22 protein-coding genes are annotated in these 25,237 nt (G+C 55.0%); 10 read left to right on the top strand and 12 right to left on the bottom strand.

Annotated elements, in window-relative coordinates:
* Positions 1-211: 211 nt before the first annotated feature.
* Both dusC and ACTJJI_RS08395 read right to left on the bottom strand, forming a co-directional pair.
* Positions 212-1,144, bottom strand: a complete 933-nt coding sequence (gene dusC / locus ACTJJI_RS08400) for a tRNA dihydrouridine(16) synthase DusC (protein ID WP_046888321.1) — start codon at positions 1,142-1,144, stop codon at positions 212-214.
* Positions 1,145-1,185: 41 nt separating this feature from the next.
* Positions 1,186-1,983, bottom strand: a complete 798-nt coding sequence (locus ACTJJI_RS08395; protein ID WP_046888320.1) for an AraC family transcriptional regulator — start codon at positions 1,981-1,983, stop codon at positions 1,186-1,188.
* Positions 1,984-2,042: 59 nt separating this feature from the next.
* Here ACTJJI_RS08395 and ACTJJI_RS08390 point away from each other — a divergent pair, with 59 nt between their 5' ends.
* The 6 genes from ACTJJI_RS08390 (at position 2,043) to ACTJJI_RS08365 (ending at position 7,411) form a co-directional block, all read left to right on the top strand.
* Positions 2,043-2,765, top strand: a complete 723-nt coding sequence (locus tag ACTJJI_RS08390; protein WP_046888319.1) for a type 1 glutamine amidotransferase — start codon at positions 2,043-2,045, stop codon at positions 2,763-2,765.
* 185 nt (positions 2,766-2,950) lie between these two features.
* On the top strand, positions 2,951-3,349 hold the full coding sequence (locus tag ACTJJI_RS08385) for a CidA/LrgA family protein (protein WP_023619766.1): 399 nt from the start codon (positions 2,951-2,953) through the stop codon (positions 3,347-3,349).
* Entirely contained in the window at positions 3,346-4,041 is a 696-nt protein-coding gene (locus ACTJJI_RS08380) for a CidB/LrgB family autolysis modulator (protein ID WP_014832686.1), read from the top strand. Before ACTJJI_RS08385 ends, ACTJJI_RS08380 begins: the two co-directional genes overlap by 4 nt.
* Before the next feature lie 129 nt (positions 4,042-4,170).
* Entirely contained in the window at positions 4,171-5,055 is an 885-nt protein-coding gene (cdd, locus tag ACTJJI_RS08375; protein WP_047361062.1) for a cytidine deaminase, read from the top strand.
* Between the two features lie 127 nt (positions 5,056-5,182).
* Positions 5,183-5,902 (top strand): outer membrane permeability protein SanA, encoded by a 720-nt coding sequence (sanA, locus tag ACTJJI_RS08370; RefSeq protein ID WP_014832688.1) that lies wholly within the window; start codon positions 5,183-5,185, stop codon positions 5,900-5,902.
* Between the two features lie 120 nt (positions 5,903-6,022).
* On the top strand, positions 6,023-7,411 hold the full coding sequence (locus ACTJJI_RS08365; RefSeq protein ID WP_440653870.1) for a glutamine synthetase family protein: 1,389 nt from the start codon (positions 6,023-6,025) through the stop codon (positions 7,409-7,411).
* Positions 7,412-7,461: 50 nt separating this feature from the next.
* Here ACTJJI_RS08365 and mglC read toward each other — a convergent pair whose 3' ends face one another.
* The 7 genes from mglC to ACTJJI_RS08330 form a co-directional block, all read right to left on the bottom strand.
* Complete coding sequence (gene mglC, locus ACTJJI_RS08360; protein WP_013097952.1) at positions 7,462-8,472, bottom strand: galactose/methyl galactoside ABC transporter permease MglC; 1,011 nt, start codon at positions 8,470-8,472, stop codon at positions 7,462-7,464.
* A 15-nt stretch (positions 8,473-8,487) separates the two neighbouring features.
* Positions 8,488-10,008, bottom strand: a complete 1,521-nt coding sequence (gene mglA, locus ACTJJI_RS08355) for a galactose/methyl galactoside ABC transporter ATP-binding protein MglA (protein WP_014832690.1) — start codon at positions 10,006-10,008, stop codon at positions 8,488-8,490.
* Between the two features lie 80 nt (positions 10,009-10,088).
* Positions 10,089-11,087 (bottom strand): galactose/glucose ABC transporter substrate-binding protein MglB, encoded by a 999-nt coding sequence (gene mglB / locus ACTJJI_RS08350; protein ID WP_014832691.1) that lies wholly within the window; start codon positions 11,085-11,087, stop codon positions 10,089-10,091.
* Positions 11,088-11,382: 295 nt separating this feature from the next.
* Positions 11,383-12,405 (bottom strand): HTH-type transcriptional regulator GalS, encoded by a 1,023-nt coding sequence (galS, locus tag ACTJJI_RS08345; RefSeq protein ID WP_014832692.1) that lies wholly within the window; start codon positions 12,403-12,405, stop codon positions 11,383-11,385.
* Between the two features lie 155 nt (positions 12,406-12,560).
* Positions 12,561-13,718, bottom strand: a complete 1,158-nt coding sequence (gene yeiB, locus ACTJJI_RS08340; RefSeq protein WP_014832693.1) for a DUF418 domain-containing protein YeiB — start codon at positions 13,716-13,718, stop codon at positions 12,561-12,563.
* Between the two features lie 18 nt (positions 13,719-13,736).
* The gene (gene folE / locus ACTJJI_RS08335; RefSeq protein ID WP_013097957.1) at positions 13,737-14,405 is read right to left on the bottom strand and encodes a GTP cyclohydrolase I FolE; all 669 of its coding nucleotides are present in this window, start codon (positions 14,403-14,405) and stop codon (positions 13,737-13,739) included.
* 102 nt (positions 14,406-14,507) lie between these two features.
* Positions 14,508-15,656 carry a YbfB/YjiJ family MFS transporter gene (locus ACTJJI_RS08330; protein WP_046888315.1) on the bottom strand — a complete coding sequence of 383 codons (1,149 nt, stop codon included), beginning with the start codon at positions 15,654-15,656 and terminating at the stop codon, positions 14,508-14,510.
* 138 nt (positions 15,657-15,794) lie between these two features.
* On the opposite strand from ACTJJI_RS08330, the gene fghA reads away from it, so the two are divergent.
* Both fghA and ACTJJI_RS08320 read left to right on the top strand, forming a co-directional pair.
* Positions 15,795-16,631 carry an S-formylglutathione hydrolase gene (gene fghA / locus ACTJJI_RS08325; RefSeq protein WP_063412497.1) on the top strand — a complete coding sequence of 279 codons (837 nt, stop codon included), beginning with the start codon at positions 15,795-15,797 and terminating at the stop codon, positions 16,629-16,631.
* Positions 16,632-16,875: 244 nt separating this feature from the next.
* Entirely contained in the window at positions 16,876-18,861 is a 1,986-nt protein-coding gene (locus ACTJJI_RS08320; RefSeq protein ID WP_440653602.1) for a ligand-gated channel protein, read from the top strand.
* A 54-nt stretch (positions 18,862-18,915) separates the two neighbouring features.
* Here ACTJJI_RS08320 and ACTJJI_RS08315 read toward each other — a convergent pair whose 3' ends face one another.
* The gene (locus tag ACTJJI_RS08315) at positions 18,916-20,385 is read right to left on the bottom strand and encodes an amino acid permease (protein ID WP_014832697.1); all 1,470 of its coding nucleotides are present in this window, start codon (positions 20,383-20,385) and stop codon (positions 18,916-18,918) included.
* Between the two features lie 170 nt (positions 20,386-20,555).
* Positions 20,556-21,422 carry a DNA-binding transcriptional regulator YeiE gene (yieE, locus tag ACTJJI_RS08310; protein ID WP_014832698.1) on the bottom strand — a complete coding sequence of 289 codons (867 nt, stop codon included), beginning with the start codon at positions 21,420-21,422 and terminating at the stop codon, positions 20,556-20,558.
* A gap of 97 nt (positions 21,423-21,519) precedes the next feature.
* Here yieE and ACTJJI_RS08305 point away from each other — a divergent pair, with 97 nt between their 5' ends.
* Together ACTJJI_RS08305 and nfo are read left to right on the top strand one after the other, a co-directional pair.
* Complete coding sequence (locus ACTJJI_RS08305) at positions 21,520-22,566, top strand: YeiH family protein (protein WP_014832699.1); 1,047 nt, start codon at positions 21,520-21,522, stop codon at positions 22,564-22,566.
* 63 nt (positions 22,567-22,629) lie between these two features.
* On the top strand, positions 22,630-23,487 hold the full coding sequence (gene nfo, locus ACTJJI_RS08300; RefSeq protein WP_440653601.1) for a deoxyribonuclease IV: 858 nt from the start codon (positions 22,630-22,632) through the stop codon (positions 23,485-23,487).
* Between the two features lie 48 nt (positions 23,488-23,535).
* On the opposite strand, the gene fruA is transcribed toward nfo, so the two are convergent.
* Positions 23,536-25,221, bottom strand: a complete 1,686-nt coding sequence (gene fruA / locus ACTJJI_RS08295) for a PTS fructose transporter subunit IIBC (protein WP_014832701.1) — start codon at positions 25,219-25,221, stop codon at positions 23,536-23,538.
* Positions 25,222-25,237: the final 16 nt, after the last annotated feature.

Here is a 25,237-nt window from a genome sequence, read left to right as displayed (position 1 = left end):
AAAGCGCTAAGCCAAATGTCTCTCCTGCGTAAACGACAGGCAAAAAAAAACCTAAGCACTCCACAGCGATAACTGCTGTGAAACGCTTAGGTTTTGCCTGTTAACCAGTAACAATCCTGCGTTGAAAACAGTGGCACCTTAACACCGTCGCGCCACGTTGAAAACCTGTATTGTTTTTTGTTTTAAAAAAGTGTGAGCAATTTAACGCTTATTATTTTGACTGGATCACCCGCGCAATATCCGCAGAAGTCTGTAATGTCCGAATCTCCTGAAATAATCCCAGCGCTTCATCGTACTCTTTGCGTAAATAGCTGAGCCACTGTTTAATGCGCGCCACATGATATAAACCGGTGTCGCCCTGCTTTTCCAGACGGCTATATTTTTGCAGCAGCGTAACAACATCAGCCCACGGCATACGCGGCTCGTTATATTTAATCACCCGGCTAAGGTTAGGCACATTCAGCGCACCGCGGCCGATCATCACCGCCTCGCAGCCAGTGGCCTTCAGACAGGCCTGCGCGCTCTCGTAATCCCAGATTTCACCGTTGGCGATAACCGGAATAGTGAGCCTTTGGCGGATCTCACCTATCGCCTGCCAGTTAATGCGCTCGGCTTTGTAGCCGTCTTCTTTGGTGCGGCCATGCACCACCAGCTCGGTAGCGCCGGCCTGCTGCACCGCATCGGCAATTTCAAACTGCCGCGCGTCGCTGTCCCAGCCCAGGCGCACTTTGACCGTCACCGGCAGGTGCGAGGGCACGGCCTCACGCATCGCTTTCGCGCCACGGTAAATCAGCTCCGGATCTTTCAGCAGCGTCGCCCCACCGCCGCTGCCGTTCACCAGCTTAGACGGGCAGCCACAGTTGAGATCGACCCCATAAGAGCCGAGTTCGACGGCACGGGCGGCGTTCTCCGCCAGCCATTCAGGATACTGGCCCAGCAGTTGAATACGCACCAGCGTGCCGGAGGTGGTCCGGCTCTGGCGGTGCAGCTCCGGACAGAGTCTGTAGAACGATTTTACCGGCAACAACATATCGACCACGCGCAAAAACTCCGTCACGCAGAGATCGTAATCGTTCACCTCGGTCAGAAGTTCGCGCACCAGGGAGTCGAGCACGCCTTCCATTGGGGCCAGTAAAACACGCATAGCAGTACCTGTGAAAAAAGACGCGCTATAGTATCCGCTCTCTATATCGCTGGGAAGCGGTTCTGTTCAGGGAGAAAGTCAGCCGGCGTTGCCCCGACAATGGCGCGAAACGCCGCCGCAAATGCCGCTGGGCCAGAAAACCCAAGCATCCAGGCCACCTGCTTAACCGGGTAGCCGTTTGCAAGCAGGTCCAGCGAGGCACAAATCCGTGCACGCTGTCGCCAGGCGCGGAAGCTAAAGCCAGTGTCTTTAATAAACGCGCGTGAAAATGTGCGTTCGGACATCGCGGCCCGTTCCGCCAGCATTACCATTGAAACATCCCAGAGATTATTGGCAATGATGTCACAGGCAACACGGTGTAACCGCTCATCAACGGGCATCGGTAATTCGGCTGAAATCTGCTGCGTCTCACTGAGGATCTCGAGCAGCAAAACGGCCATGCTACGCTGACTTGCCGGCCGGTATTCCGCACTGAACAGCCCGGCAATCAGCTCCTTGAACAACGCTGTCGCCATAATTACGTGAACCTCTTCTTTTCGCTCAAAGGGTTCGCATTGCGAAATCAGTGCGGGGCTAAACCAGACTGCGCGAAGCTCCGTTGCGGATAACACACTGTAGGTGTGTTCCTGAAAAGGAGGGATCCACAGCGCGCGTTGCGGTGGTATTACCCAGCGTTTGCTGCCGGTTTCAACGAGCATAACCCCTTTGATGGCAAATAAAAGTTGTCCCTGTGAATGCTGGTGAGGCGGATCCACTTCCCCGCGGGTATAGCTTATTGCCCCTCTGGACCATCCGATGGCATCGTCGTGTATTGGCGTTTTATCGATAACGGTTGGCATTTCACATTCCTCCCTCTCTCTTATGATGCTGCTTGTACACGTAACCGGAGAGAGACGCAATGCACATCCATTTTATCATTCATGAACATTTCGAAGCGCCAGGCGCCTATGAAATCTGGGGGAAAAAGCGCGGCTGTACGCTGAGCTACTCCAGGGTTTATCAGGACGATCCTTTACCCCAGGATCCGGGAAGCATAGATTTGCTCATCATCATGGGGGGGCCGCAGTCACCCGCCACCACGCTTATGGAATGTCCCTGGTTTGATGCGCAGGCGGAAATTGCACTCATTCGCCGGGCGATAGAAGCGGGTAAAACGGTAATTGGCGTTTGTCTGGGATCACAGCTTATCGGTGAAGCACTGGGTGCCACGTTTTGCCACAGTCCGGAAAAAGAGATCGGCAAATTTCCCATCAAACTCACAGATGCCGGCAAGGTGAACCCGCTGTTTGAGGACTTTGGCCGCGAGCTGAACGTCGGCCACTGGCATAACGACATGCCAGGGTTGACGTCGCAGGCAAAGATTCTCGCTTACAGCGAGGGTTGTCCCCGGCAGATCGTGCAGTACAGCGAACGGGTTTATGGTTTTCAGTGCCATATGGAGCTGACGCCGGAGGTCGTTGAACTGCTGATTGAGCATTCGCAGCACGATCTCCGGCGTGCAGGGGCATTCCGTTTTGTCGAAACGGCTGAACAACTCCGCTCGCATGATTATCGTGAAATGAACCAGGCACTGTTTTCTTTTCTCGATAAACTTACCGCCCAACACAATGTTGGACTCTAAGGTTTTTCTCTGGCTCATCACTTCGCCACTGCACTCCCTTTCCTCTAGACTGTAGCCTGTCCCTTTAGGGTGATACCAGACGTTCCATTCCGGAATGTCTGGTATGCTCAAAATTCATGATGTGATCCGTGGCACACTTTCGGGTTTAATTGTATGATGAATGCGTTTCAGCAAGGATTTTAACCATGAGAAAATCATTAAACATTATCTGGCAATATCTGCGCGCATTCGTGCTGATTTACGCCTGCCTGTACGCCGGGATTTTCATCGCTTCCCTGCTTCCTATCACCATTCCAGGCAGCATCATCGGCATGCTGATCCTCTTTGTTCTGCTGGCCCTGCAAATTCTGCCGGCGAAATGGGTCAACCCTGGCTGCTTCGTCCTCATTCGCTATATGGCGCTGCTGTTCGTGCCGATTGGTGTCGGTGTAATGCAGTATTTTGATTTGCTCAAGGCGCAGTTCGGCCCGATCGTCGTCTCCTGCGCGGTCAGTACGCTGGTGGTTTTCCTGGTGGTGAGCTGGAGTTCGCATCTGGTGCATGGCGAACGCAAAGTGGTTGGACAGAAAGGAACAAAACAATGATGGCTAATATCTGGTGGTCGCTGCCATTAACCCTGGCGGTGTTCTTCGCGGCACGCAAACTTGCCGCCCGGTTCAAGATGCCGCTGCTTAACCCGTTGCTGGTGGCGATGGTGGTGATTATCCCGTTCCTGCTGCTTACCGGTATTCCTTATGAACGCTACTTTGCCGGCAGCAAAATTTTAAACGACCTGCTGCAACCCGCCGTGGTCGCGCTCGCCTTTCCTTTATATGAACAGCTACACCAGATCCGCGCCCGCTGGAAATCCATTATTACCATCTGTTTTGTGGGGAGCCTGGTGGCGATGATCACCGGTACTTCAGTCGCACTGCTGATGGGGGCCTCTGCGCAAATTGCCGCCTCTATTCTGCCGAAATCGGTGACCACGCCTATCGCCATGGCCGTGGGCGGCAGCCTCGGTGGTATTCCGGCCATCAGCGCCATGTGCGTGATCTTCGTCGGTATTCTTGGGGCCGTGTTCGGCCATACCCTGCTCAATGTCATGCGCATTCACACCAAAGCCGCACGCGGTCTGGCGATGGGTACCGCGTCGCACGCGCTGGGCACCGCCCGCTGTGCGGAGCTGGATTACCAGGAAGGGGCATTCAGCTCGCTGGCACTGGTGATCTGCGGAATCATGACCTCGCTGATGGCGCCGTTCATTTTCCCCATTATTCTGGCGGTGATGGGCTAAAATTTGCGATGCGTCGCGCAAATTTCATTTTGTTTTCATAAGTTGCATACATAATGAGAAGTGGATCACAAATAAAGCCCTGACGGCTCCGTACACTACCGATCCATTAACCTTTATGAGGCAAACGCCATGCATCCACGTTTTCAAGCGGCTTTCGCCCGGCTTGCAGAGAATTTGCAATCAGCTCTGGCCCCGATTCTGGCGGATGAGCATTTCCCCGCCCTGCTCACCGCTGAGCAGATCACCACGCTGAAACAGGCAACGGATCTAGACGAAGACGCGCTGGCTTTCGCACTGCTCCCCCTGGCTGCCGCCTGTGCGCGTGCCGATCTGTCCCACTTTAACGTGGGTGCCATCGCGCGTGGCGTCAGCGGCACCTGGTACTTCGGCGGAAACATGGAGTTCCTGGGCGCAACCATGCAGCAGACTGTTCATGCGGAACAGAGCGCCATCAGCCACGCCTGGCTGCGTGGCGAAAAAGCCCTGAGCGCCATTACCGTAAACTACACCCCGTGCGGCCACTGTCGTCAGTTTATGAATGAACTGAACAGCGGGCTGCAACTGCGCATCAATCTGCCGGGTCGCGCGCCGCACACGCTGGGCGATTACCTGCCTGACGCCTTCGGCCCGAAAGATCTTGAGATCAAAACCCTGCTAATGGACGAGCAGGACCACGGTTATGCGCTGTCCGGTGATGACCTGAACCAGGCAGCCATTCGCGCTGCCAACAAGAGCCACACGCCATACAGCAACTCCCCGAGCGGCGTGGCACTGCAGTGCCGCGATGGGCGTATCTTTAGCGGCAGCTATGCGGAAAACGCCGCGTTTAACCCAACGCTGCCACCGCTGCAGGGCGCACTGAACCTGCTGAGCCTCAACGGCTACGACTACCCGGATATCCAGCGCGCCATTCTGGCAGAAATTGCCGATGCGCCGCTGATTCAGTGGGATGCTACCGCCGCCACCCTGAAAGCGCTGGGCTGCTCGTCAATCGAGCGTGTATTACTGGCGTGATCCATCCGGCGGGCAGAAATGCCCGCCAGTTTGCTGAAAAAGCCCTCAGTTGATGCGCTGTTTCTTGCGCTAACCAGACGGGTACAGTAGCCTGAGTTAAATTTCACCTTCGGTACGAGCCATCTGCATGTTAAAGCGCGTTTTTTACAGCCTGTCTGTCCTGGTCGGCATACTGCTGTTGATCGTGCTGGGTCTCGACCGCTGGATGAGCTGGAAAACGGCCCCCTACATTTTTGACGATCTGCAGGATCTCCCCTACCGCCAGGTTGGCGTGGTGCTCGGCACCGCAAAGTATTACCGCACCGGTGTTATCAATCAGTATTACCGCTACCGTATTCAGGGCGCGCTCAATGCCTACAACAGCGGTAAGGTCAATTACCTGTTGTTAAGCGGCGATAACGCGCTGCAAAGCTACAACGAACCAGTCACCATGCGTAAAGACCTGATTGCCGCCGGCGTTGATCCGGCAGATATCGTGCTCGACTACGCCGGGTTCCGCACACTCGACTCCATCGTGCGCACGCGCAAAGTGTTCGATACCAACGACTTCATCATCATCACCCAGCGCTTCCATTGCGAACGTGCGCTGTTTATCGCGCTGCACATGGGCATTCAGGCGCAGTGTTACGCCGTGCCATCGCCAAAAGATATGCTGAGCGTACGCGTGCGCGAGTTTGGCGCCCGCTTTGGGGCGCTGGCTGACCTCTATATCTTCAAACGTGAACCGCGCTTTTTAGGTCCACTGGTGCCGATTCCGGCCATGCATGAAGTGCCTGAAGATGCACAGGGCTACCCGGCCGTCACCCCGGAACAGCTGCCTGAGATCCAGAAGAAAGAGAAAAAGTAGCCCGCTTTTATCGTTTCTTTACGCCAGGCGCCACGCTTTTTATCCGACCTTTACGCCTGCCCTTTTATGCTGAGTTCACTGCCGCTACGGCTTCATTGAAGAATGACTATGAACTCGATAATGAATGCGTTTTTCCTGAAAAGTATCCGTCCATATTTTAACTTCCCGGGTTTATCCCTCCCGACCGCGCTGAATTCTGGGCTGTGGCTTGATGAAAAGCTGGATGCCTTGCAGCATAACGTGTCGGTGGAAGTGGCGGATTATCTGGCGCGTTACCCGCAGACAAAACATATTGACGTTTACCTCAACGATATCAATGGCATCATGCGCGGCAAGCGACTCTCGGTGGAGAACATGCTGAGCCTTGAAAAGGGCTGTTATTTTCCCCTCTCTGTCTATTCGATGGACCAGAAAGGAAAGATAGCTGCCGCGCTTGATGATGAGCCAGACCGTTTTTGTGTTCCGGTAGCGGGCTCCCTGCGCCCCTCTTCACACGATCCGCAGCACAACGCACAGATCCTGCTAACGATGAAAGAGAGCGATGGAGCCCCCTGTTCACTTGAGCCACGCGTGATACTGCAGAACGTCCTGGCCCGCTTTCACCAGCATGGTCTCTACCCGGTGATTGCCCCGGAGATTGAGTTCTATCTCACCGGCAGAGGCCCACAGGATCCGCAGAATCAGGGCTGCTTTCATCTGGATACCTCAACGGCACACACCGCGCTATTTGACGAACTGGAACAACTGGCACACCTGCAGCGTATTCCCCTTACCGGGATCGTGGCCGAGGCCGAATCCGGTCAGTTCGAATTAAACCTCAAGCACAGCCATCACGTGGTTGAGATGTGCGATAACGTGCTGGCCCTGCGACGCTTAACCCGCTTTGTGGCAGAGAAGCACGGCCTGCAGGCCAACTTTATGGCGAAACCCTTTAGCCAGCAATCCGGCAGCGGTCTGCATTTCCATTTCAGCCTGAATAACATTCACGGCGAAAATATGTTTGCCTCGCCGGTGGATGAACTGAACAGCATGATGCGCTTATGCATTGCGGGCCAGCTGGCGCTGATGCCCGCCTCCGTCGCCATTCTGGCACCCGGCGTAAACGCGTTTCGCCGCCTGCGTAAAAACCTCACTGAGCCGTTATTCAATTCCTGGGGCTATAACACCCGCTCCGCCGCGCTACGCATCCCCTGCTCGGACGAGAGCAACCGCCGCATTGAGTATCGGCTGGCGGGGGCTGATGCCAACCCGTATCTGGTGGCGGCGACCATCCTGACCGGCATGTTGTACGGGCTGGAAAATTTCGACGAAAAGGATTTACCCGCACCGCAGCATGATGAACCGGTACTGCCGCTGTTCCAGCAACAGGCCATTGAAGAATTTGCCCGCTGCCAGTATCTCATCGACAGCCTGGGCGAGGCGTTTTCACACCAGTGGGTCGCGTGCAAACTCGCGGAGCTCGACTGGTTTGAAAGTATTGTCACCGGGCAGGAATCGGCGCTGGCGTGAGACATAAAAAAAGCCCGCTCGGTGAGCGGGCCAGATAATGCGAGAAGCGATTATTTCTTGCGGGCGTATTTCAGTGAATCCAGCGCAACCGCGAAGATGATAATGGCGCCTTTAATAATGTACTGCCAGTATGGGTTCACGCCGATATAGGTCAGACCGTAGTTGATGACCGTAAAGATGATCACACCGGTGACCACGCCGAGCACAGTGCCCACGCCGCCGCTGAAGGAGACCCCACCCACCACGCAGGCGGCAATCGCATCCAGTTCGTACATAAAGCCGAGGTTGTTGGTGGCAGAGCCGATACGGCCCGCTTCCAGCATCCCGCCGAAGGCGTAGAACACACCGGACAGCGCATAGATCATCAGCAGGTTCAGGGCCACGTTCACGCCGGACACTTTCGCTGCTTCCGGGTTACCCCCGATGGCGAAGATGTTCTTACCGAAGCGGGTTTTGTTCCACAGGATCCAGACGAAAGCCACCGCAATCAGCGCGTAGAAGGTGATGTACGACAGGCGGAAGCTGCCCAGCGCAATAAAGCCTTGCGTAAAGGTCGAGAAGCCGCTGTCGAAGCCCGAGATAGGGGACGCGCCGACGAAGTCGTAGTACAGGGAGTTGATGCCGTAAACGATGATCATCGTGCCCAGAGTGGTGATAAAGGGCGTCACGTTCAGGTAAGCGATGATAATACCGTTAATCAGACCAATCACCGCACCGATGGCACAGACAATCAGGATCACCACGAAAATGGGCATGGTCGCCATTTCCGGGAACACCTTGTTGGCGTTTTCCATCGACTGCAACAGGGTTGCCGCGATCACCGCCGCCAGACCGACCTGACGCCCCGCGGAAAGGTCAGTCCCCTGGGTGACGATAAGCCCCGCCACGCCCAGCGCGATGATAATACGCACGGAAGACTGAGTCAGAATGTTACTCAGGTTCAGCAGACTTAAGAACGTAGGGTCCTGGAAAATGATAATGGCCAGCAATACTAAAAGAACAACGTAAATACCGCCTTCTTTCAGATAAGTGAGAAAACTTTTTTTATTTAACGCACTCATGAGGAGCCCCTGATCTTAAAGGTGCAAAGACGCTAAACGCAAAATTTCGTTTTGCGTTGTCGTTTTCGTGTCAACAATACCGGCAACGAGACCATTGCTCATAACCAGAATACGGTCCGTGATCCCTAACAATTCCGGCATTTCGGAAGAGATGATAATGATCCCTTTATCCTTCTTCGCCAGCTCGGCAATCAGCTGATAAATTTCAAACTTCGCGCCGACGTCAATACCACGGGTCGGTTCATCCAGCATCAGAATTTCTGGCTGCGTTAATAACCAACGACCGATAATGACTTTCTGCTGGTTACCACCCGACAACGAACCAATTTGCGTACGATGACCTGGCGTTTTTACGCGCATGGAGTCAATAACCCACTGGGTATCGCTCTTCATGCGGGAATTATCCAGCAGTCCAACTTTGTTTTTATAGTTGCGAATATTAGAAATTAACGAGTTAAAGTTAATATCCAGATAGGCATAAATACCGGTTGAACGACGCTCTTCCGTTACCAGCGCAAAACCATTATTAATGGCTTCGTTGGCGTTGTGGTTGTTAATTTTCTTACCGTGCAGCGTGATGGTGCCTTCGGCTTTCTCGCGAATACCAAACAGGGTTTCGACGATATCGGTACGTTTTGCCCCAACCAGGCCTGCAATGCCCAGAATTTCGCCCTTGTGCAGGTCGAAGGAGACATCGCGAATGGAGGGCTGGCGCAACGAGGTCAGGTTACGGACCTCAAGGATCACCTCGCCTGGCTTGTTCTCTTTATCCGGGAAACGCTGGTTCAGGGAACGACCTACCATCATGGCGATGATCTTGTCCATGTCCAGCCCTTCCAGAGGCTGGGTGGCTATCCACTGGCCGTCGCGCAGGATGGTTATCTCATCACACAGCTGGAAGATCTCTTCCATTTTATGGGAGATATAAACAATGCCGCAGCCGCGCTCTTTCAGCTTACGAATAATGGTAAAAAGGTGGTTAACCTCTTTTTCCGTTAATGACGATGTCGGTTCATCCATGATGACAATTTTCGCATCATAGGAGAACGCTTTGGCAATTTCGATCATCTGCATTTGTGAGACGGATAATGTTCCCACGCGGGCGCGCGGATCGATATCAATATCCAGCTCATCGAAAATGGCTTTGGTGTCACGGTACATTTTGTCCTGATCGACAAAAACACCTTTGGTGGGATAACGACCCAACCACATATTATCCATTACCGAACGTTGCAGTACCAGGTTCAATTCCTGGTGAACCATTGAGATACCGTTTTCCAGTGCTTCTTTTGCTGAATGGAAATCGATCTCTTTCCCCTGAAAAAGAATACTGCCAGAATCTTTTTGATAGATCCCAAAAAGACATTTTAATAATGTTGATTTACCTGCCCCGTTTTCCCCCATTAACGCATGAATAGAGTGGGGACGAACTTTTAAATTAACATTATCGAGTGCCTTAACACCGGGAAACGACTTGTTGATGCCGTTCATTTCCAACAAGTATTCACCGGACGACTGAGTAGTTGTGCTGACCATAATTATACCTTGTTGGCCTCGCATATCGCGTTATAAAAGGGCGCAACATGTTGCGCCCTGTGGAGACATGACTAACTATCTTATTTACCGATAAACTCAGCCAGGTTGGACTGGTCTACGCCCACGTAAGGTACGCGAACGATTTTATTGTCGATTTTCCAGTTGGTGCCATCCGCTGCACCTTTACCGTCGGCCAGGTTTTTCGCCAGATCGAAGGTCGCTTTCGCCTGGTTATTGGCATCGTTCAGCACGGTACCGGCCATCGCACCCGATTTCACCAGTGCCAGGGCTTCTGGCAGCGCATCCACGCCGAACACAGGGATAGAGGATTTGTTGTGTGCTTTCAGGGCTTCTACCGCACCCATAGCCATCGCGTCGTTGTTAGCGATAACCACTTCAATTTTGTTCGCGTTAGGACCAGACAGCCACGCGTCCATTTTGTCTTTCGCCTGAGCGGTATCCCACATTGCGGTATCTAAGGCCAGCTGCTGGGTTTTCAGGCCCTTGTCGTTCAGCTCTTTGACAACGTAAGTGGTACGCGCTTCAGCATCCGGGTGGCCCGGTTCACCTTTCAGCAGCACAAACTGGATCTGGCCGTCTTTGTTCAGATCCCAGTTCGGGTTGGCCGCCCAGTGTTTCGCGATCAGATCGCCCTGGATAATACCGGACTCTTTGGAGTCAGTACCGACGTAATACGCTTTGTCATAGCTGTCCAGCGCTTTACGGGAAGGTTCTTTGTTGAAGAAGACGATTGGCACATTCTGGCCGCGCGCTTTCTCAATAACTGTGCCTGCAGCAGCCGGGTCAACCAGGTTGATTGCCAGTGCTTTCACGCCTTTTGCCAGCAGAACATCGATCTGGTCGTTCTGTTTGGACTGGTCGTTCTGGGAGTCATTCATCAGCAGCTGAACATCTGGCGCTGCTTTAGCATCTTTCTCGATCGCTTTACGCACAACAGACATGAAGTTGTCGTCGTATTTATAGATAGTCACACCAATACGGGTATCCGCAGCGTGCGCTGCAGCACCAAAAAGCATGCTTGCCATTACAGCAGACAGAGTCAACACCTTCTTATTCATGGTATCTCCGGTTTTTTTTATGCAGGGTAGTTCTTGTGAAAAACGATCGGCGGGCAGATGTTAATAAAACGTTACTGACAGCCGAAGTTCACTTATAAAATTTCTATCTTCCGTGTTCGGTAACGCTCCAGAAATGCGTTTTATTCGTTGTTTGCGGCACGTTGGCTATAGTGAAAGTGAATAATCACTGTTACATAGCGTTTCAGCCCCTAAAACGCTGACATCATAGTCAGCGCCTTGTTAAGATACTGTGAATTTACTCACAGATTGAAAACGGTTACATCAGCTCGCTTTATCAGTTAGTGATCGGAACCACAATTTGCCGGGCAGAGACCGAATGACGACGCACTAACGTCGGCATGAAACAGTGAGTTGCCCCCGGATCCAGCTGCCCTGCCGCGCCCTGTAACGCCAGCTCTGTCGCCAGTTTGGCCATTGAGGCAATGGGATAGCGTACCGTTGTCAGCTGCGGGTCGGTGTAACGGGCAATGGGAATATCATCAAAACCGATCAACGATAAATGCTGTGGCACCGCAATGCCGTTATCTTTTAACGCGGTCAGTGCCCCGGCGGCCATGCTGTCGTTGTACGCAAACACCGCAGAGAGCTGCAGGTTGCGGCCCAGCAGTTCGACCATCGCCGCCTCCCCTCCCTGCATGTCCGGTGTGCCGGTACCTACCCAGCTTTCAGAAGGCGCAATGCCGTGCTCTTTCAGGGCGTTTTGCCAGCCTTCGCGACGCAGTTCATCGTCCTCAATCGCGTGGCTGGACGCCAGATATCCGATCCGCTGATGCCCGTTATTAATCAGCATACGCGTGGCCATCATCGCGCCACTCACGTTATCCAGCCCTACGCAGCGGTGGGCATAGCCGGGCACAATACGGTTGATCAGTACCATGCCAGGGATCTGCTCCATAAATCCGGCAAGTTCTTCATCACTCAGGGCTTTTGAATGGACAATCAGCGCGTTACAACGCTGGCGGATCAGCACTTCGATGGCATAGCGCTCTTTTTCTGCTTCATGATAGCTGTTGCCGATCAGCACATACTTCTGGTGCTGCTGGGCGACAACATCCACCGCTTTAACCAGCGCCCCAAAAAACGCATCCGACACGTCCATCACCACCACGCCCACGGTGTCACTGACCTGGGTAGCCAGCGCCTGCGCGTTAGCATTGGGCCGGTAACCCAGTTGGGTCACGGCTTTCATCACGGTTTCACGGGTTTCAGGGCTGACCAGCGCACTATTGTTTAGCACGCGAGAGACGGTAGCCACAGAAACGCCCGCCTGACGGGCGACGTCACGAATGGTGATCATATTCACCATCCTTAAAAGGATTGCAGCAACTCACAGACACCCCCTGTGTTTAGCAAGGTGGCTATTTTGGCAGCGAGAGAAAAGGGACTACGTGAAGAAGCTCACACGGATGAAAACGGTTACATCCGTTTTGTTAATGATTGTGATCCAGATCGTTATCTGGATGTATTACTCAATGAAACGCCTGACGCTTTTGCGGTTAACTGACGCCACCCCCACTCCAGCGGCCCCTGGCGGAAATAGCGTAGCCAGATAACCGAAAACGTCAGGTTTACCATCCAGACCGGAATAACAAACGCCAGCAGCGTAAGGCGGTCGAATTTCATAAACAGGCCAAATCGGTAGAACAGCGTGGTGCAGATGAGAGTCTGCAGCAGATAATTGCTTAACGCCATGCGGCCGACGCAGGCAACAGCACTGACAATCCAGAGACGGGAGAGCTGCGGCCAGAAGCCATAGATGAGCGCGGCGTAGCCGATGGTCTGGAACGGGGCACTGAGCTCGCGCGGAACCTGCAGCAGGAAAGCGCACCAGCGGTAATCCCAGTGAAGATGCCACTGCGCGATCACCGCCGGGAGATTGATCGCCACCCCCAGTAGCACCAGCAAAGCCCCTGTGCGACGGTAGTGGCGCAGGCTAAATTCCCCTTTCAGCCAGCCGGTACGCATCAGGGATGCGCCCATCAGCATCATCCCCGCCAGTTGCCAGCCGTATTGCGCACCCAGCGCCAGCAGGTTATCGCCCAGCATATCCGCACGGTTGCTTATCGCTTCCGCACCGCCTTTTAGCTTCCAGAACTGCTCATACTGCAGGTTGGCGGCGTCCGGTATCCACGAGCGATTGGTCGCCTCGCCGGAAATCATACCCAGCAACAGCAGTACGCCAAGCCCCATGACATAGAGCATGACGCCGGTATTAAACAGGCTTTTTACGCTGTGCGCGTCGCGGATCAGCCGCCAGCAAATCAGCCCGACCAATCCATAGGCGAGAAGAATATCACCATCCCAGAAGAACAGGCCGTGAATAAAGCCAAGGAGAACCAGCAGCGTCAGACGTGATTGTATCCAGCGGGTGCCGCGTTTGAGCAGCAGGTGCAGGCCAGCACCAAACAGCAGCGCAAACAGGGTGAGGAATTTCACCTGTGCAAAGAGATCGAGGATCGCCCAGGTCCAGGCATCGCTGCGGCTGATGTCGCCATACCAGGCCGGGTTGAGATAGGCGGCCTTCGGCAAGCCGAAGGCGCTGATATTAAGCAGCAGGATACCGAGAATGGCGACGCCGCGAACAAAATCGAGCGTGACGTTTCGCTCCATGGTCCCTGCCCTGTCTGATTAGTTGTGGTGACGCACAGCGCGCAGGAACTCCTGGCGGGTGTTCTGGCTGGATTTAAACAGACCGCCCAGCGACGTCGTGGTGGTCGCACTGGTGGCATCACGCACACCGCGCGCTTTCACGCAGTAGTGAACCGCGTCAATGGAGACCGCGACATTATTGGTGCCCAGCAGCGTTTGCAGCGCGGTCAGGATCTGCTGCGTCAGACGCTCCTGCACCTGTGGGCGTTGGGCAAAGAATTGCACGATACGGTTGATTTTGGACAGACCAATCACCGTATCTTTTGGAATGTAAGCCACGGTCGCTTTACCGTCGATGGTCACAAAGTGGTGTTCACAGGTGCTGGTCAGCGTGATATCACGCACCGTGACCATCTCATCCACCTTCATTTTGTTTTCAATGACGGTGATTTTCGGGAAGTTGGCGTAATCCAGGCCGGAGAAAATTTCGTCGACATACATTTTTGCGATGCGATGCGGCGTTTCCATCAAACTGTCGTCGCTCAGATCGAGATTCAGCAGTTGCATGATCTCGGTCATGTGCCCGGCAATCAGACGTTTACGGGTTTCATTATCCACTTCCTGAACGGGTGGACGCAGTGGCGTTTCAAGACCGCGCGCAACCAGGGCTTCGTGGACAAGGGCCGCTTCTTTACTGAGTGATGACATTCTTTTCTCCTGCAGGTGTGGCGTCTTCTGCCCTCGTTGTGGCAAAAGTGTGCGCTCATTGTGCGTGAGGCGGCGCACATAATCCAGTATTCACGACGATAATTATTGCAATTGCTGTTGCCTTTCAGCCTGACGGTTCCACACCAGCGCGCCGCCAATGAACAGCGCCACGCCTGCCAGCCCCAGTGCAGGCTCAAGCTTGTGGGTAAGCCAGGTGGATAACGCTGAGGTCATCGGCCCCACTAACTGGCCAATGGCGTAACCGGTGGTCAGCAGCCCCGCCATGTAGCGGGTATGTTCGGGTGCCAGCTCGCGCCCGTAGAGTAAAGAGAGCTGAACGGCACACAGGAATCCGCCCCCCACCAGCAGACCGCCCGTCAGCAAACCGCCAATCCCCGGCAGTAGCCAGGCCGCCAGCACGCCCGCCCCCTGTAACCACAGCACGATAGCCAGCCTGCGGTTCGAGGTAGAGGTGTGACGCAAAACGATGCTGAGCACGATGCCCACCACAGCGGCGATGCCAAAGATCGGCCAGACAAACTGTGCAAACAGGCTACCGGGGAAACGCACGGCCGCCATTTGCGATAAGAACGTCGCAGGCAGGATGTAGCCAAACCCGGCCAGGCTGTAGCTCCAGACCAGGCGCTTTAAATCTTGCGTCAGAATCAATGGTTCAGGCGCACTGCCCGGCCGGTGAAGTTGCCCGGCACGCGGTAAATAGCGGGCAATCAATGCGATAAGCACCAGCGCCAGCACGCCGTAGATCTGCCATGCAGCCCCGGCCGATAACGCTTTCGCCTGGATATAAACCGCAAGCAATCCGCTCAGGGCGATACCAGCACCCGGCCCGGCAAACACGGCCGCGCTCAGGCCCGGTTTACCCAGTTGCCCCAGCCGCTCGTTGGTCCAGGCGGCAATCAACACCATCGACCAGCCGCTCATGCAGCCAATCACAAAGCGCAGCAGACCATGTACCAGCGCGTTATCTGCCGCGGCGGAAAGCAGCGTCAGCGCCACCGCGCCAGTAATGCCCAGCCAGAGGCGGGTTTCAACAAAGCGATGGGCGCGCATCGCATCCCATGCGCCCACCAGATAGCCCAGATAGTTCATCGCCGCCACCAGACCTGCGCTGGTGAGCGTGAGTTGCCCGGCGGCAATCATCAGCGGCACCTGTGGAGTAAACGCGAAGCGCCCAATCCCCATCGCCACCACCAGAACCACAAATCCACTGAGCGCAATTCGCAGCGCCATGACCGCTCCAGTTGTTAACAAAAAGTAAATTTATGATGCAGTATCTCGCTGTCTTGCGAAAGTGAAAGTTGCTCACAGGTAAATGAAAACTCTGTATTATGGACTGAATGAATAGCAATTCGCATTAAGGAGCCCTGCATGGAACTGCTCGAAGAGCATCGTTGTTTTGAAGGTCGACAGCAGCGCTGGCGCCACGACTCCGCCGTACTGAACTGTGCCATGACGTTCAGCATTTTCCTGCCGCCCACTGATGAGGGTGCTAAGCCCCCGGTTCTGTTCTGGCTCTCGGGGTTAACCTGTAACGATGAGAACTTCACCACTAAAGCAGGCGCGCAGCGTGTGGCAGCCGAGTTGGGTATCGCCCTGGTGATGCCAGACACCAGCCCGCGTGGCGATGAGGTGGCGGACGATGCCGGATATGATCTGGGCAAAGGGGCCGGGTTCTATCTGAACGCCACCGAGCAGCCGTGGGCAAGCCATTACCGCATGTACGACTACATTGCCGACGAGCTGCCAGCGCTGATCCAGCGTGAGTTTGCGGTAAGCAACCGGTGTGCCATCAGCGGGCATTCTATGGGTGGGCACGGCGCGTTGATCATGGCGCTAAAAAACCCGGGCAGATACACCAGCGTGTCCGCGTTTGCGCCGATTGTGAACCCCACCCAGGTACCGTGGGGGCAGAAAGCCTTTACAAATTATCTGGGCGATGACGCGCAACGCTGGCAGGAATGGGACAGTTGCGCCCTGATGCTGGCGAGCCAGCCAGGAAGTGCGATCCCGACGCTTGTCGATCAAGGTGATGCGGATCAGTTCCTGGCAGGGCAATTACAACCTGCCGTGCTGGCTGAAGCCGCACGTCAGAAGGACTGGCCGCTGACGCTGCGCATTCAGCCAGGCTATGACCACAGCTATTACTTCATCGCCTCCTTTATTGAGGATCATCTCCGTTTCCATGCGGAGCATTTGTTCGGGTAAATCCCCTTCTCGCCCGGTGACGCTCTGCGTGCCGGGCATACCCTGCCATCGGAGTGAATCACCTCAGTAGTCTGCCCTTCACATCAAACACAAATGATTTCGATTATCATTTGTGTTTACAAATCTACATTCTTTTGTACAATTCGAGCCTCTTCTCCATCACAAAGCGTTCTTACAAGACAAAGACATAGCGTTATCAGGATTATCCCGATGGAGTTTTTTTCATTTATACGGAATGTACAAAATGACTATACCTCGCGTTAAGGCACTGGCTATCGCCGTTGGCATCGCCACACTTCCCCACGTCGTTCACGCAGCCGAACAGGACACCGTTGTCGTCACTGCCACCGGGTTTGAACAAAAGATCCAGAATGCCCCCGCCTCGATATCCGTAATTTCGAAACAGCAAATTGAAGACAAAGCGTACCGCGACGTCACCGATGCGCTGAAAGATGTACCGGGCGTGGTCGTCACCGGTGGGGGCAGCAGCAGCGATGTCAGCATTCGCGGCATGGCTTCCCAGTACACGCTGTTCCTGGTCAACGGCAAACGTATCAGTACCCGCAGCACGCGCCCAAACAGCGATAACGCGGGTATTGAACAAGGCTGGCTGCCGCCGCTGGAGTCCATCGAACGCATCGAAGTGATCCGCGGCCCGATGTCATCGCTGTATGGCTCGGACGCCATGGGCGGTGTGATCAACGTGATCACCAAAAAAGTGTCGAATACCAAAGCCTGGACCGGCTCTTTACATGGCGATGCCACGTTCCAGGAAAACAATGATTCCGGCGATATTTTCCAGACCAACGCCTATGCTTCGGGCCCACTGATTGACGGCCTGCTGGGGGCAAAAGTGACGGGACTGCTGTCACGCCGCGCGGAAGATAAAATCGTCAACGGGTATAACGAGCAGAAGATGCGTAACGGCGGCATTACACTGAACTTTACCCCGGACGAGCAGAATGATTTCGATCTCGATTTTGCCCGTGAACTTCAGGACAGAAACAGCACGCCAGGCATGTCCAAAGCGACAGAAACCTGCCGCGGCAACACCTGCAAGCCGAACACAAAGAGTGAGACGCGCTACGAGCATACGACGTACGCATTAACCCATAACGGCTATTACAGCGACTTCAATACCACCAGCTACATTCAGCAGGAAGAGACCAACAACCCGGATCGCAACATGCGATCCTGGAACACGACGTTCAACAACCAGAACCAGATCTTCCTGGGTGACCATACGTTGACCCTCGGCGGGCAGTATCGTTATGAGAAACTGCGCGATAACGGCAACCAGCTGCAAGCCGCTGATGGGCTCAACAAACTGACGCGCTGGAGCTGGGCGCTATTTGCCGAAGATGAATGGGCGATGACCGACAGCTTTACGCTGACCGGTGGTCTGCGGATGGATAAAGACCAAAACTACGGCACCAACTGGACGCCACGCGGCTATGGCGTGTGGCATCTGGCCGATCAGTGGACGCTAAAAGGTGGCGTCTCCGCTGGCTACCGTGCGCCGGACCTGCGTCAGTCTTCAGCCAGCTGGGGCCAGGCAACGGGCGGTGGACGTCTTGATGGCATCATTGTCGGCAATCCGGATCTGAAACCGGAGAAGAGCCTGAGCGAAGAGATCGCCCTGCTCTGGGATAACAGCGACAATCTGAATGCCGGCGTGACGCTTTTCAATACCGACTTCAAGGATAAGATCACCGAAGTGCGCCGCTGTAACAGCAGCGCCGATCCTGCCTGCACCATTGGTAATCACACCTATGATTTCGTCAGCGACCGCGTCAATGTGGACAAAGCGAACATGCGCGGTGTGGAATCCACCTTCGGCTGGAAAATTACCCGTGATGTGAACTGGACCGCCAACTACACCTACACGGAATCGGAGCAGAAAAGTGGCCAATTCTCTGGCAAGCCGCTGAACAAAATGCCGAAGCACATGTTCAATACCACCCTCGACTGGCAGGCCACGCCGGATGTCGGGTTCTGGAGCCGTCTGAACCTGCGCGGTAAAACGTCTGAATACCTGAGCCGTACCTCAATGTCTCAGGGCACACCGTCCTATACCCAGGTTGATGTCGGTCTGCGCTATAACGCGAATAAAAACCTGCTGGTCACCGCCGGCGTTTACAACGTGCTTGATAAGCAGATTGATTACGATACCTACGACACCGTACTCGACGGCCGCCGCTATACCGTCGGCATGACGTACAGCTTCTAATCCCCCATAAAAAAGCCCGCTCAAATGAGCGGGCTAAAAGAGAGGAAGTGCGGTTTATTTATTAAATCGTTCCGGGAATTCCATTTCACTGTAGCGAACGAAGTGCGTTCCTTTCATCAGCTTGTAACCAAACCAGATCACCAGGAACAGCGGAATACCAATGTAGGTGGCCGTGACGGCGCCCCAGTCAATGGTGTCCGCCAGGAACGCTTCATAGTTCTGGCCCAGGGTGATAATCAGACACAGAATGAAGGCGAAAATCGGCCCCAGCGGGAAGAACCCGGAGCGGTATGGCAGGTTGTTCAGATCGTGTCCCTGCATCACATAGCCGCGACGGAAGCGGTAGTGGCTGATAGCAATCCCCAGCCAGGCGATAAAGCCCGTCATACCAGAGGTGTTAAGCAGCCACAGGTACACCGTCTGGTTACCGAACATGGAGGTCAGGAAGCACAGACCAGCAATGACCGTTGTGGCATACAGCGCGTTACGCGGCACACCGCCACGAGACAATTTTGCGAAAATACGCGGCGCTTTACCGTCACAGGCCAGGGTATAGAGCATACGGGTTGAGGCATACATCCCTGAGTTACCCGCAGACAGTACCGCGGTCAGGATCACGGCGTTCATCACCGCCGCCGCAGAGAGCAGACCGGCATGCTGGAAGACCAGCGTGAACGGACTGACGCTGATGTCTTTGACATCGTTACGCAGCAGGCTTGGGTCGGTGTACGGAATGATCAGGCTGATGATCAGGATCGCGAACACATAGAACAACAGAATACGCCAGAACACCTGACGCACCGCGCGCGGAATGTTCTTCTCCGGATTTTCAGATTCACCGGCGGCAATACCAATCAGCTCGGTTCCCTGGAAGGAGAAGCCAACAATCATCGCCACGCCAATCATCGCCGAGAAACCACCGGCAAACGGCGCATCACCAATTGTCCAGTTGCTCCAGCCTGCAGGTTCTGCACCTTTGAAAATACCAACGATCATCGCCACACCGACGACGATAAAGATGATGACGGTTGCCACTTTGATCAAAGAGAACCAGTATTCCGCTTCGCCAAAGCCGCGAACGGAAATGTAGTTCAGCAGGAAGATGACCGCGAGGAACAGCGCACTCCAGATCCAGCCTGGCGTGTCCGGGAACCACCAGGTCATCACCAGCTGTGCGGCGACAAGGTCAACGGCGATGGTAACCGCCCAGTTGTACCAGTAGTTCCAGCCCAGCGCGAAGCCGAACCCTTCTTCAACGTATTTCTGACCATAGGTCGAAAACGAACCTGATACCGGCATGTACGCGGCTAGTTCGCCCAGACTGGTCATCAGGAAGTAGACCATCAGGCCAATCAGGATATAAGAGAAAAGCGCCCCACCCGGGCCTGCTGCCGAAATGGTTGCCCCGGAGGCAACAAAAAGACCTGTACCGATTGAGCCGCCGATGGCGATCATCGTCAGGTGACGCGCCTTGAGTTCGCGACGTAGCGCGGGCGCTTCTGTGGTTTTAATTTCTGAAACCATGTGAAAATGCTGTCCATCTAATAAATGAGGCGCGATTGTAGCAGACGATCCGCATTCCTTCCGGCAGAAATACTGAGTTATAAGAGACCTTCATGACTCGGCCAGGATTATAAGTAAAGCATAATTTTTCCCTCTCCCCATTGGGGAGAGGGCCAGGGTGAGGGGCGCTTTTAAATGGCGCAATAGCGCAGAAAACGCTGTAACGAACTGGAGAGGTGTTTCTGACGATGGTGAATGCACCACAACGTGCGCACCAGTTTTGGCAGCGGAAGCGGAATTTCAACCAGCGTTCCGGCCTCCAGCTGTTCAGCAATGACCCGCCGCGAGAGACAGCTAATCCCCAGACCATGACGGACCGCATGCTTAATCGCTTCTGAGTTGCCAAGCTCCATACCCAGCTGGAAATGGGGCAGATGGGAGAGCAGCAGATAATCGACAATTTCCCGCGTACCGGAGCCCTGCTCACGCAGGATCCACTGCGCCTGCGCCAGTCGCTCCAGCGTCACCTCCCCCTGCAATAGCGACGAGGCCGGCGAGGCGAAGACCACCAGCTCATCTTCCAGCCAGGGTTCAGCAATGATATCGACGTTATGGCACGGCCCTTCGATAAGACCGATATCCACGCGGAAATCGATCACCGCGTTGATTACATCCTGGCTGTTACCGACGCTCATCTCCAGCGGCAGGGTCGGGAAATCCCGGCGATAGCGGGCAATCACTTCCGGCAGAATGTAGTTTCCGATGGTACTGCTGGCATATACGCGGATGGCGCCGTTTTCTTCCCGGAACAGTTGTTCAATTTCCGTCGCCTGTTCCAGCAGCGCCAGCGCACGGGGATACAGAAGGCGACCATGCTCGTTGACCACCAGCCGCTTCCCTACCCTGTCGAAGAGCTGTACGCCCAACTGACCCTCAAGATCGGTCAGGGCCGCGCTGACCGCAGACTGGGAAAGTGCCAGCATCTGTGAGGCTTGTGTCGTCGACCCGCTTTTCAGCACTTCGGCAAAGACTTCCAGCTGACGCAATGTAATGTGCATGGTTGCTTACCACTTATATAGATTAATTATAAGTATATAATCAATTTTATTTTTAAGCCAGCGCGCCGTAACCTTTAGCCAGACAAAGGAGAAGGTTATGTCAGAAATTACCTTACAGCATCATCGTACATTGTGGCACTTCGTGCCGGGTCTTGCCCTCAGCGCGGTCGTCACCGGCGTGGCACTCTGGGGCGGCAGCATTCCCGCCGTCGCCGGTGCTGGTTTTAGCGCCTTAACGCTGGCGATCTTGCTCGGCATGGTCGTGGGTAATACCGTTTACCCGCATATCTGGAAGTCCTGTGATGGCGGCGTTATTTTTGCCAAGCAGCATCTGCTGCGCCTCGGGATCATTCTTTACGGCTTTCGCCTCACTTTTTCGCAGATTGCCGATGTCGGCATCAGCGGTATCGCCATTGACGTCCTGACCCTTACCAGTACCTTTTTACTGGCCTGCTTTATCGGGCAGAAAATCTTTGGTCTGGATAAACAGACCAGTTGGCTGATCGGTGCCGGGAGCAGTATTTGCGGTGCGGCGGCGGTGCTGGCAACCGAACCTGTCGTCAAGGCGGAATCCAGCAAAGTCACGGTGGCCGTCGCGACCGTAGTGATCTTCGGTACGCTGGCTATTTTCCTCTACCCGGCCATGTACCCGCTGGTCGCCCACTGGTTTAGCCCGGAGACCTATGGCATCTATATTGGTTCAACCATGCATGAAGTGGCGCAGGTTGTGGCGGCGGGTCACGCCATTAACCCGGAAGCCGAAAACGCCGCGGTGATTGCCAAAATGCTGCGCGTCATGATGCTGGCACCGTTCCTGATTATCCTGGCCGCCCGCGTGAAACAGCTTGCGCCAGCGGGCAGTAACCAGAAGAGTAAAATCACCATTCCGTGGTTTGCGATACTGTTTATCGTGGTGGCGATTTTCAACTCTTTCCACCTGCTGCCAAAAGCGGTGGTCGATATGCTGGTGACGCTGGATACCGTGCTGCTGGCGATGGCGATGGCGGCACTGGGGGTGACCACGCACGTCAGCGCACTGAAAAAAGCCGGTGCAAAACCGCTGCTGATGGCGCTGGTGCTCTTCATCTGGCTGATTGTGGGTGGCGGCGCGATTAACCTCGTGGTCCACAGCCTGATGGCATAAACCACTACATCCTTCTCCTGTTAACCCGCTATGATACGCATTTCGGGTTAACAGGAGTCCTTTATGAAATACGTTGGAGCGCACGTCAGCGCTGCTGGTGGCCTTGCGAATGCCGCCATTCGCGCCGCCGAAATTGAGGCGACCGCTTTCGCCCTGTTCACCAAAAACCAGCGTCAGTGGCGCGCCGCACCACTTACCGCTGAAGTGATTGATGATTTTAAAGCCGCCTGTGAGAAATACCACTACGGGCCGGGTCAAATCCTTCCCCACGACAGTTACCTGATCAACCTCGGTCATCCGGTCGAAGAAGCCCTTGAGAAGTCCCGCGAGGCGTTTCTTGATGAAGTCCAGCGCTGCGAGCAGCTTGGGCTGACGCTGCTGAACTTCCATCCCGGTAGCCACCTGATGCAGATAGACGAAGATGCCTGCCTGGCGCGCATTGCGGAGTCCATCAACATCACGCTGGATAAAACCCGGGGTGTGACTGCGGTGATTGAGAATACCGCCGGTCAGGGCAGCAACCTCGGTTTTAGGTTCGAACATCTGGCCGCCATTATCGACGGCGTGGAAGACAAATCCCGCGTGGGCGTATGTATCGATACCTGTCACGCGTTTGCGGCCGGTTATGACCTGCGCACAACCGAGGCCACAAAAAACACCTTCGATGAGTTCGAACGCGTGGTGGGCTTTAAGTATCTGCGCGGGATGCACTTAAACGATGCGAAAAGCGCCTTTGGCAGCCGCGTAGACCGCCACCACAGCCTGGGCGAAGGCAATATCGGCCATGATGCGTTCCGCTTTATCATGCAGGACGCCCGTTTCGATGGTATCCCCATGGTGCTGGAAACCATCAATCCGGATATCTGGGCGGAAGAGATCGCCTGGCTGAAGGCGCAGCAGACCGCTGAACAGGCGGCATAAAAAAAGCCGGACGCTTAACGCGATCCGGCTTTTTTGTGGTTTTATCGCTTAGGCTGCTTTCGCCACCACTTCCGCTTCAGGGCGTTTCAGCACCGCGTAAGAGAGCCCCGCCACCAGCGTACCGGCAACAATCGCCAGCAGGTAACCCAGTACCGGGGTGATGGCGCCCGGGATCAGCAGAACGAACAGACCACCGTGCGGTGCCATCAGCTTCGCGCCAATCGCCATTGAGATAGCCCCGGTCACCGCGCCGCCAGCGATACAGCAAGGCAGAACACGCATTGGGTCACGGGCCGCGAATGGAATCGCCCCTTCGGTGATAAAGCACAGGCCCAGCACCAGCGCCGCTTTACCGCCTTCCTGCTGCGCTTTGTCGAATTTACGACGCGCAATAATCGTTGCCAGCCCCAGAGCCAGCGGTGGTACCATACCGGCCGCCATAATGGCTGCCATCGGCGCGTAGGTCTGAGTACTCAGCAGGCCAACACCGAAAGCGTAGGCCGCTTTGTTTACCGGACCACCCATGTCGGTACACATCATGCCACCGAGGATGGCACCCAACAGCACCGCGTTCGCCGTGCCCATGGTTTGCAGCCAGTGGGTCAGACCCGCCAGGATACCCGCCACCGGCTTACCAATCAGGTAAATCATCGCCAGACCGACCACCAGACTGGAAATCAGCGGAATGATCAGAATCGGTTTCAGGGCTTCCATACTTTGCGGCAGCTTCAGTTTCGAGCTGATAAGCTTCGCGACGTAACCCGCCAGGAAACCGGCAATGATACCGCCAATAAAGCCGGAGCCGGTGCTCACGGCCAGCATACCGCCGATAAGACCTGGCGTCAGACCCGGACGGTCAGCGATGGAGAAGGCGATAAAGCCCGCCAGCACCGGCACCATCAGCGCGAACGCGGAACCGCCACCAATCTGCATTAACGCCGCGGCCAGCGTCCCTTCTTCTTTAAATGCGGTGATACCAAACGCGAATGACAGCGCGATACACAGACCACCCGCGACCACCATCGGCAGCATATAAGACACACCGGTCAGCAGGTGACGATAGGCACCCGCGGATTCTTTTTTCCCTTCGGTGGCCGGTTTAGCCGCACCGGTAGCCTGATAAGGCGTGGCTTCTGCCAGCGCTTTATCAAACTCCTGCGCAGTTTTCTTCAGCGCCAGGCCGGTAGAGGTGCGGTACATCGGTTTCCCGGCAAATTTTGCCAGATCCACTTCGATATCCGCCGCAACGATCACCAGATCGGCTTCCGCCACTTCTTCCGGGGTGATGGCATTGCCCGCGCCCACCGAGCCACGCGTTTCAACTTTTACCCACCAGCCGCGTTTTTTCGCTTCGGTTTCAATTGCTTCAGCCGCCATAAAGGTATGTGCGACGCCCGTCGGGCAGGCCGTCACCGCCACAATACGTTTCGGGCCCGCGGCAGCAACCGGCGCCGCTGCAACCGGTGCGCTGTAGACAGACGCGTGACCTTTCGCTTCGCTCAGGAACAGTTCCGGATGTGCCACCGCGCGATTAATATCGCCCAGCCACACTTTTTTGCCGTTCAGCGCGCTGTCAGCCGGGACCTTATCACCCAGCACAATCGCCAGTTCAGCGTCGCCCGGGTTATCGGTCATTTCCAGATGTGCTTTGTTCGCCGCCGCTCCCAGCAGGGTCTTCGCCATATAGGCGCGAGCCTGTCCGAGACCGGAGTCAATAATCAGCAGCGTTTTCATTATTCCTCTCCTGCTG

It is taken from the genome of Enterobacter sp. 22466, assembly GCF_052044775.1.
Taxonomy (GTDB): Bacteria; Pseudomonadota; Gammaproteobacteria; order Enterobacterales; family Enterobacteriaceae; genus Enterobacter; species Enterobacter dissolvens.
The sequence above is the reverse complement of the archived record's forward strand: the minus strand, read 5'-3'. Positions and strand labels throughout refer to the sequence as shown.

What these genes read in the sequence shown, in the direction of transcription:
- fruA (WP_014832701.1), bottom strand. Translation starts at nt 25,221, where the DNA reads ATGAAAACGCTGCTGATTATTGACTCCGGTCTCGGACAGGCTCGCGCC.
- ACTJJI_RS08330 (WP_046888315.1), bottom strand. Translation starts at nt 15,656, where the DNA reads ATGGCGCTGCGAATTGCGCTCAGTGGATTTGTGGTTCTGGTGGTGGCG.
- ACTJJI_RS08305 (WP_014832699.1), top strand. Translation starts at nt 21,520, where the DNA reads ATGTCAGAAATTACCTTACAGCATCATCGTACATTGTGGCACTTCGTG.
- galS (WP_014832692.1), bottom strand. Translation starts at nt 12,405, where the DNA reads ATGATCACCATTCGTGACGTCGCCCGTCAGGCGGGCGTTTCTGTGGCT.
- ACTJJI_RS08395 (WP_046888320.1), bottom strand. Translation starts at nt 1,983, where the DNA reads ATGCCAACCGTTATCGATAAAACGCCAATACACGACGATGCCATCGGA.
- ACTJJI_RS08365 (WP_440653870.1), top strand. Translation starts at nt 6,023, where the DNA reads ATGAATGCGTTTTTCCTGAAAAGTATCCGTCCATATTTTAACTTCCCG.
- ACTJJI_RS08315 (WP_014832697.1), bottom strand. Translation starts at nt 20,385, where the DNA reads ATGGTTTCAGAAATTAAAACCACAGAAGCGCCCGCGCTACGTCGCGAA.
- mglC (WP_013097952.1), bottom strand. Translation starts at nt 8,472, where the DNA reads ATGAGTGCGTTAAATAAAAAAAGTTTTCTCACTTATCTGAAAGAAGGC.
- yeiB (WP_014832693.1), bottom strand. Translation starts at nt 13,718, where the DNA reads ATGGAGCGAAACGTCACGCTCGATTTTGTTCGCGGCGTCGCCATTCTC.
- ACTJJI_RS08385 (WP_023619766.1), top strand. Translation starts at nt 2,951, where the DNA reads ATGAGAAAATCATTAAACATTATCTGGCAATATCTGCGCGCATTCGTG.
- folE (WP_013097957.1), bottom strand. Translation starts at nt 14,405, where the DNA reads ATGTCATCACTCAGTAAAGAAGCGGCCCTTGTCCACGAAGCCCTGGTT.
- fghA (WP_063412497.1), top strand. Translation starts at nt 15,795, where the DNA reads ATGGAACTGCTCGAAGAGCATCGTTGTTTTGAAGGTCGACAGCAGCGC.
- yieE (WP_014832698.1), bottom strand. Translation starts at nt 21,422, where the DNA reads ATGCACATTACATTGCGTCAGCTGGAAGTCTTTGCCGAAGTGCTGAAA.
- mglA (WP_014832690.1), bottom strand. Translation starts at nt 10,008, where the DNA reads ATGGTCAGCACAACTACTCAGTCGTCCGGTGAATACTTGTTGGAAATG.
- sanA (WP_014832688.1), top strand. Translation starts at nt 5,183, where the DNA reads ATGTTAAAGCGCGTTTTTTACAGCCTGTCTGTCCTGGTCGGCATACTG.
- ACTJJI_RS08380 (WP_014832686.1), top strand. Translation starts at nt 3,346, where the DNA reads ATGATGGCTAATATCTGGTGGTCGCTGCCATTAACCCTGGCGGTGTTC.
- cdd (WP_047361062.1), top strand. Translation starts at nt 4,171, where the DNA reads ATGCATCCACGTTTTCAAGCGGCTTTCGCCCGGCTTGCAGAGAATTTG.
- mglB (WP_014832691.1), bottom strand. Translation starts at nt 11,087, where the DNA reads ATGAATAAGAAGGTGTTGACTCTGTCTGCTGTAATGGCAAGCATGCTT.
- nfo (WP_440653601.1), top strand. Translation starts at nt 22,630, where the DNA reads ATGAAATACGTTGGAGCGCACGTCAGCGCTGCTGGTGGCCTTGCGAAT.
- dusC (WP_046888321.1), bottom strand. Translation starts at nt 1,144, where the DNA reads ATGCGTGTTTTACTGGCCCCAATGGAAGGCGTGCTCGACTCCCTGGTG.
- ACTJJI_RS08320 (WP_440653602.1), top strand. Translation starts at nt 16,876, where the DNA reads ATGACTATACCTCGCGTTAAGGCACTGGCTATCGCCGTTGGCATCGCC.
- ACTJJI_RS08390 (WP_046888319.1), top strand. Translation starts at nt 2,043, where the DNA reads ATGCACATCCATTTTATCATTCATGAACATTTCGAAGCGCCAGGCGCC.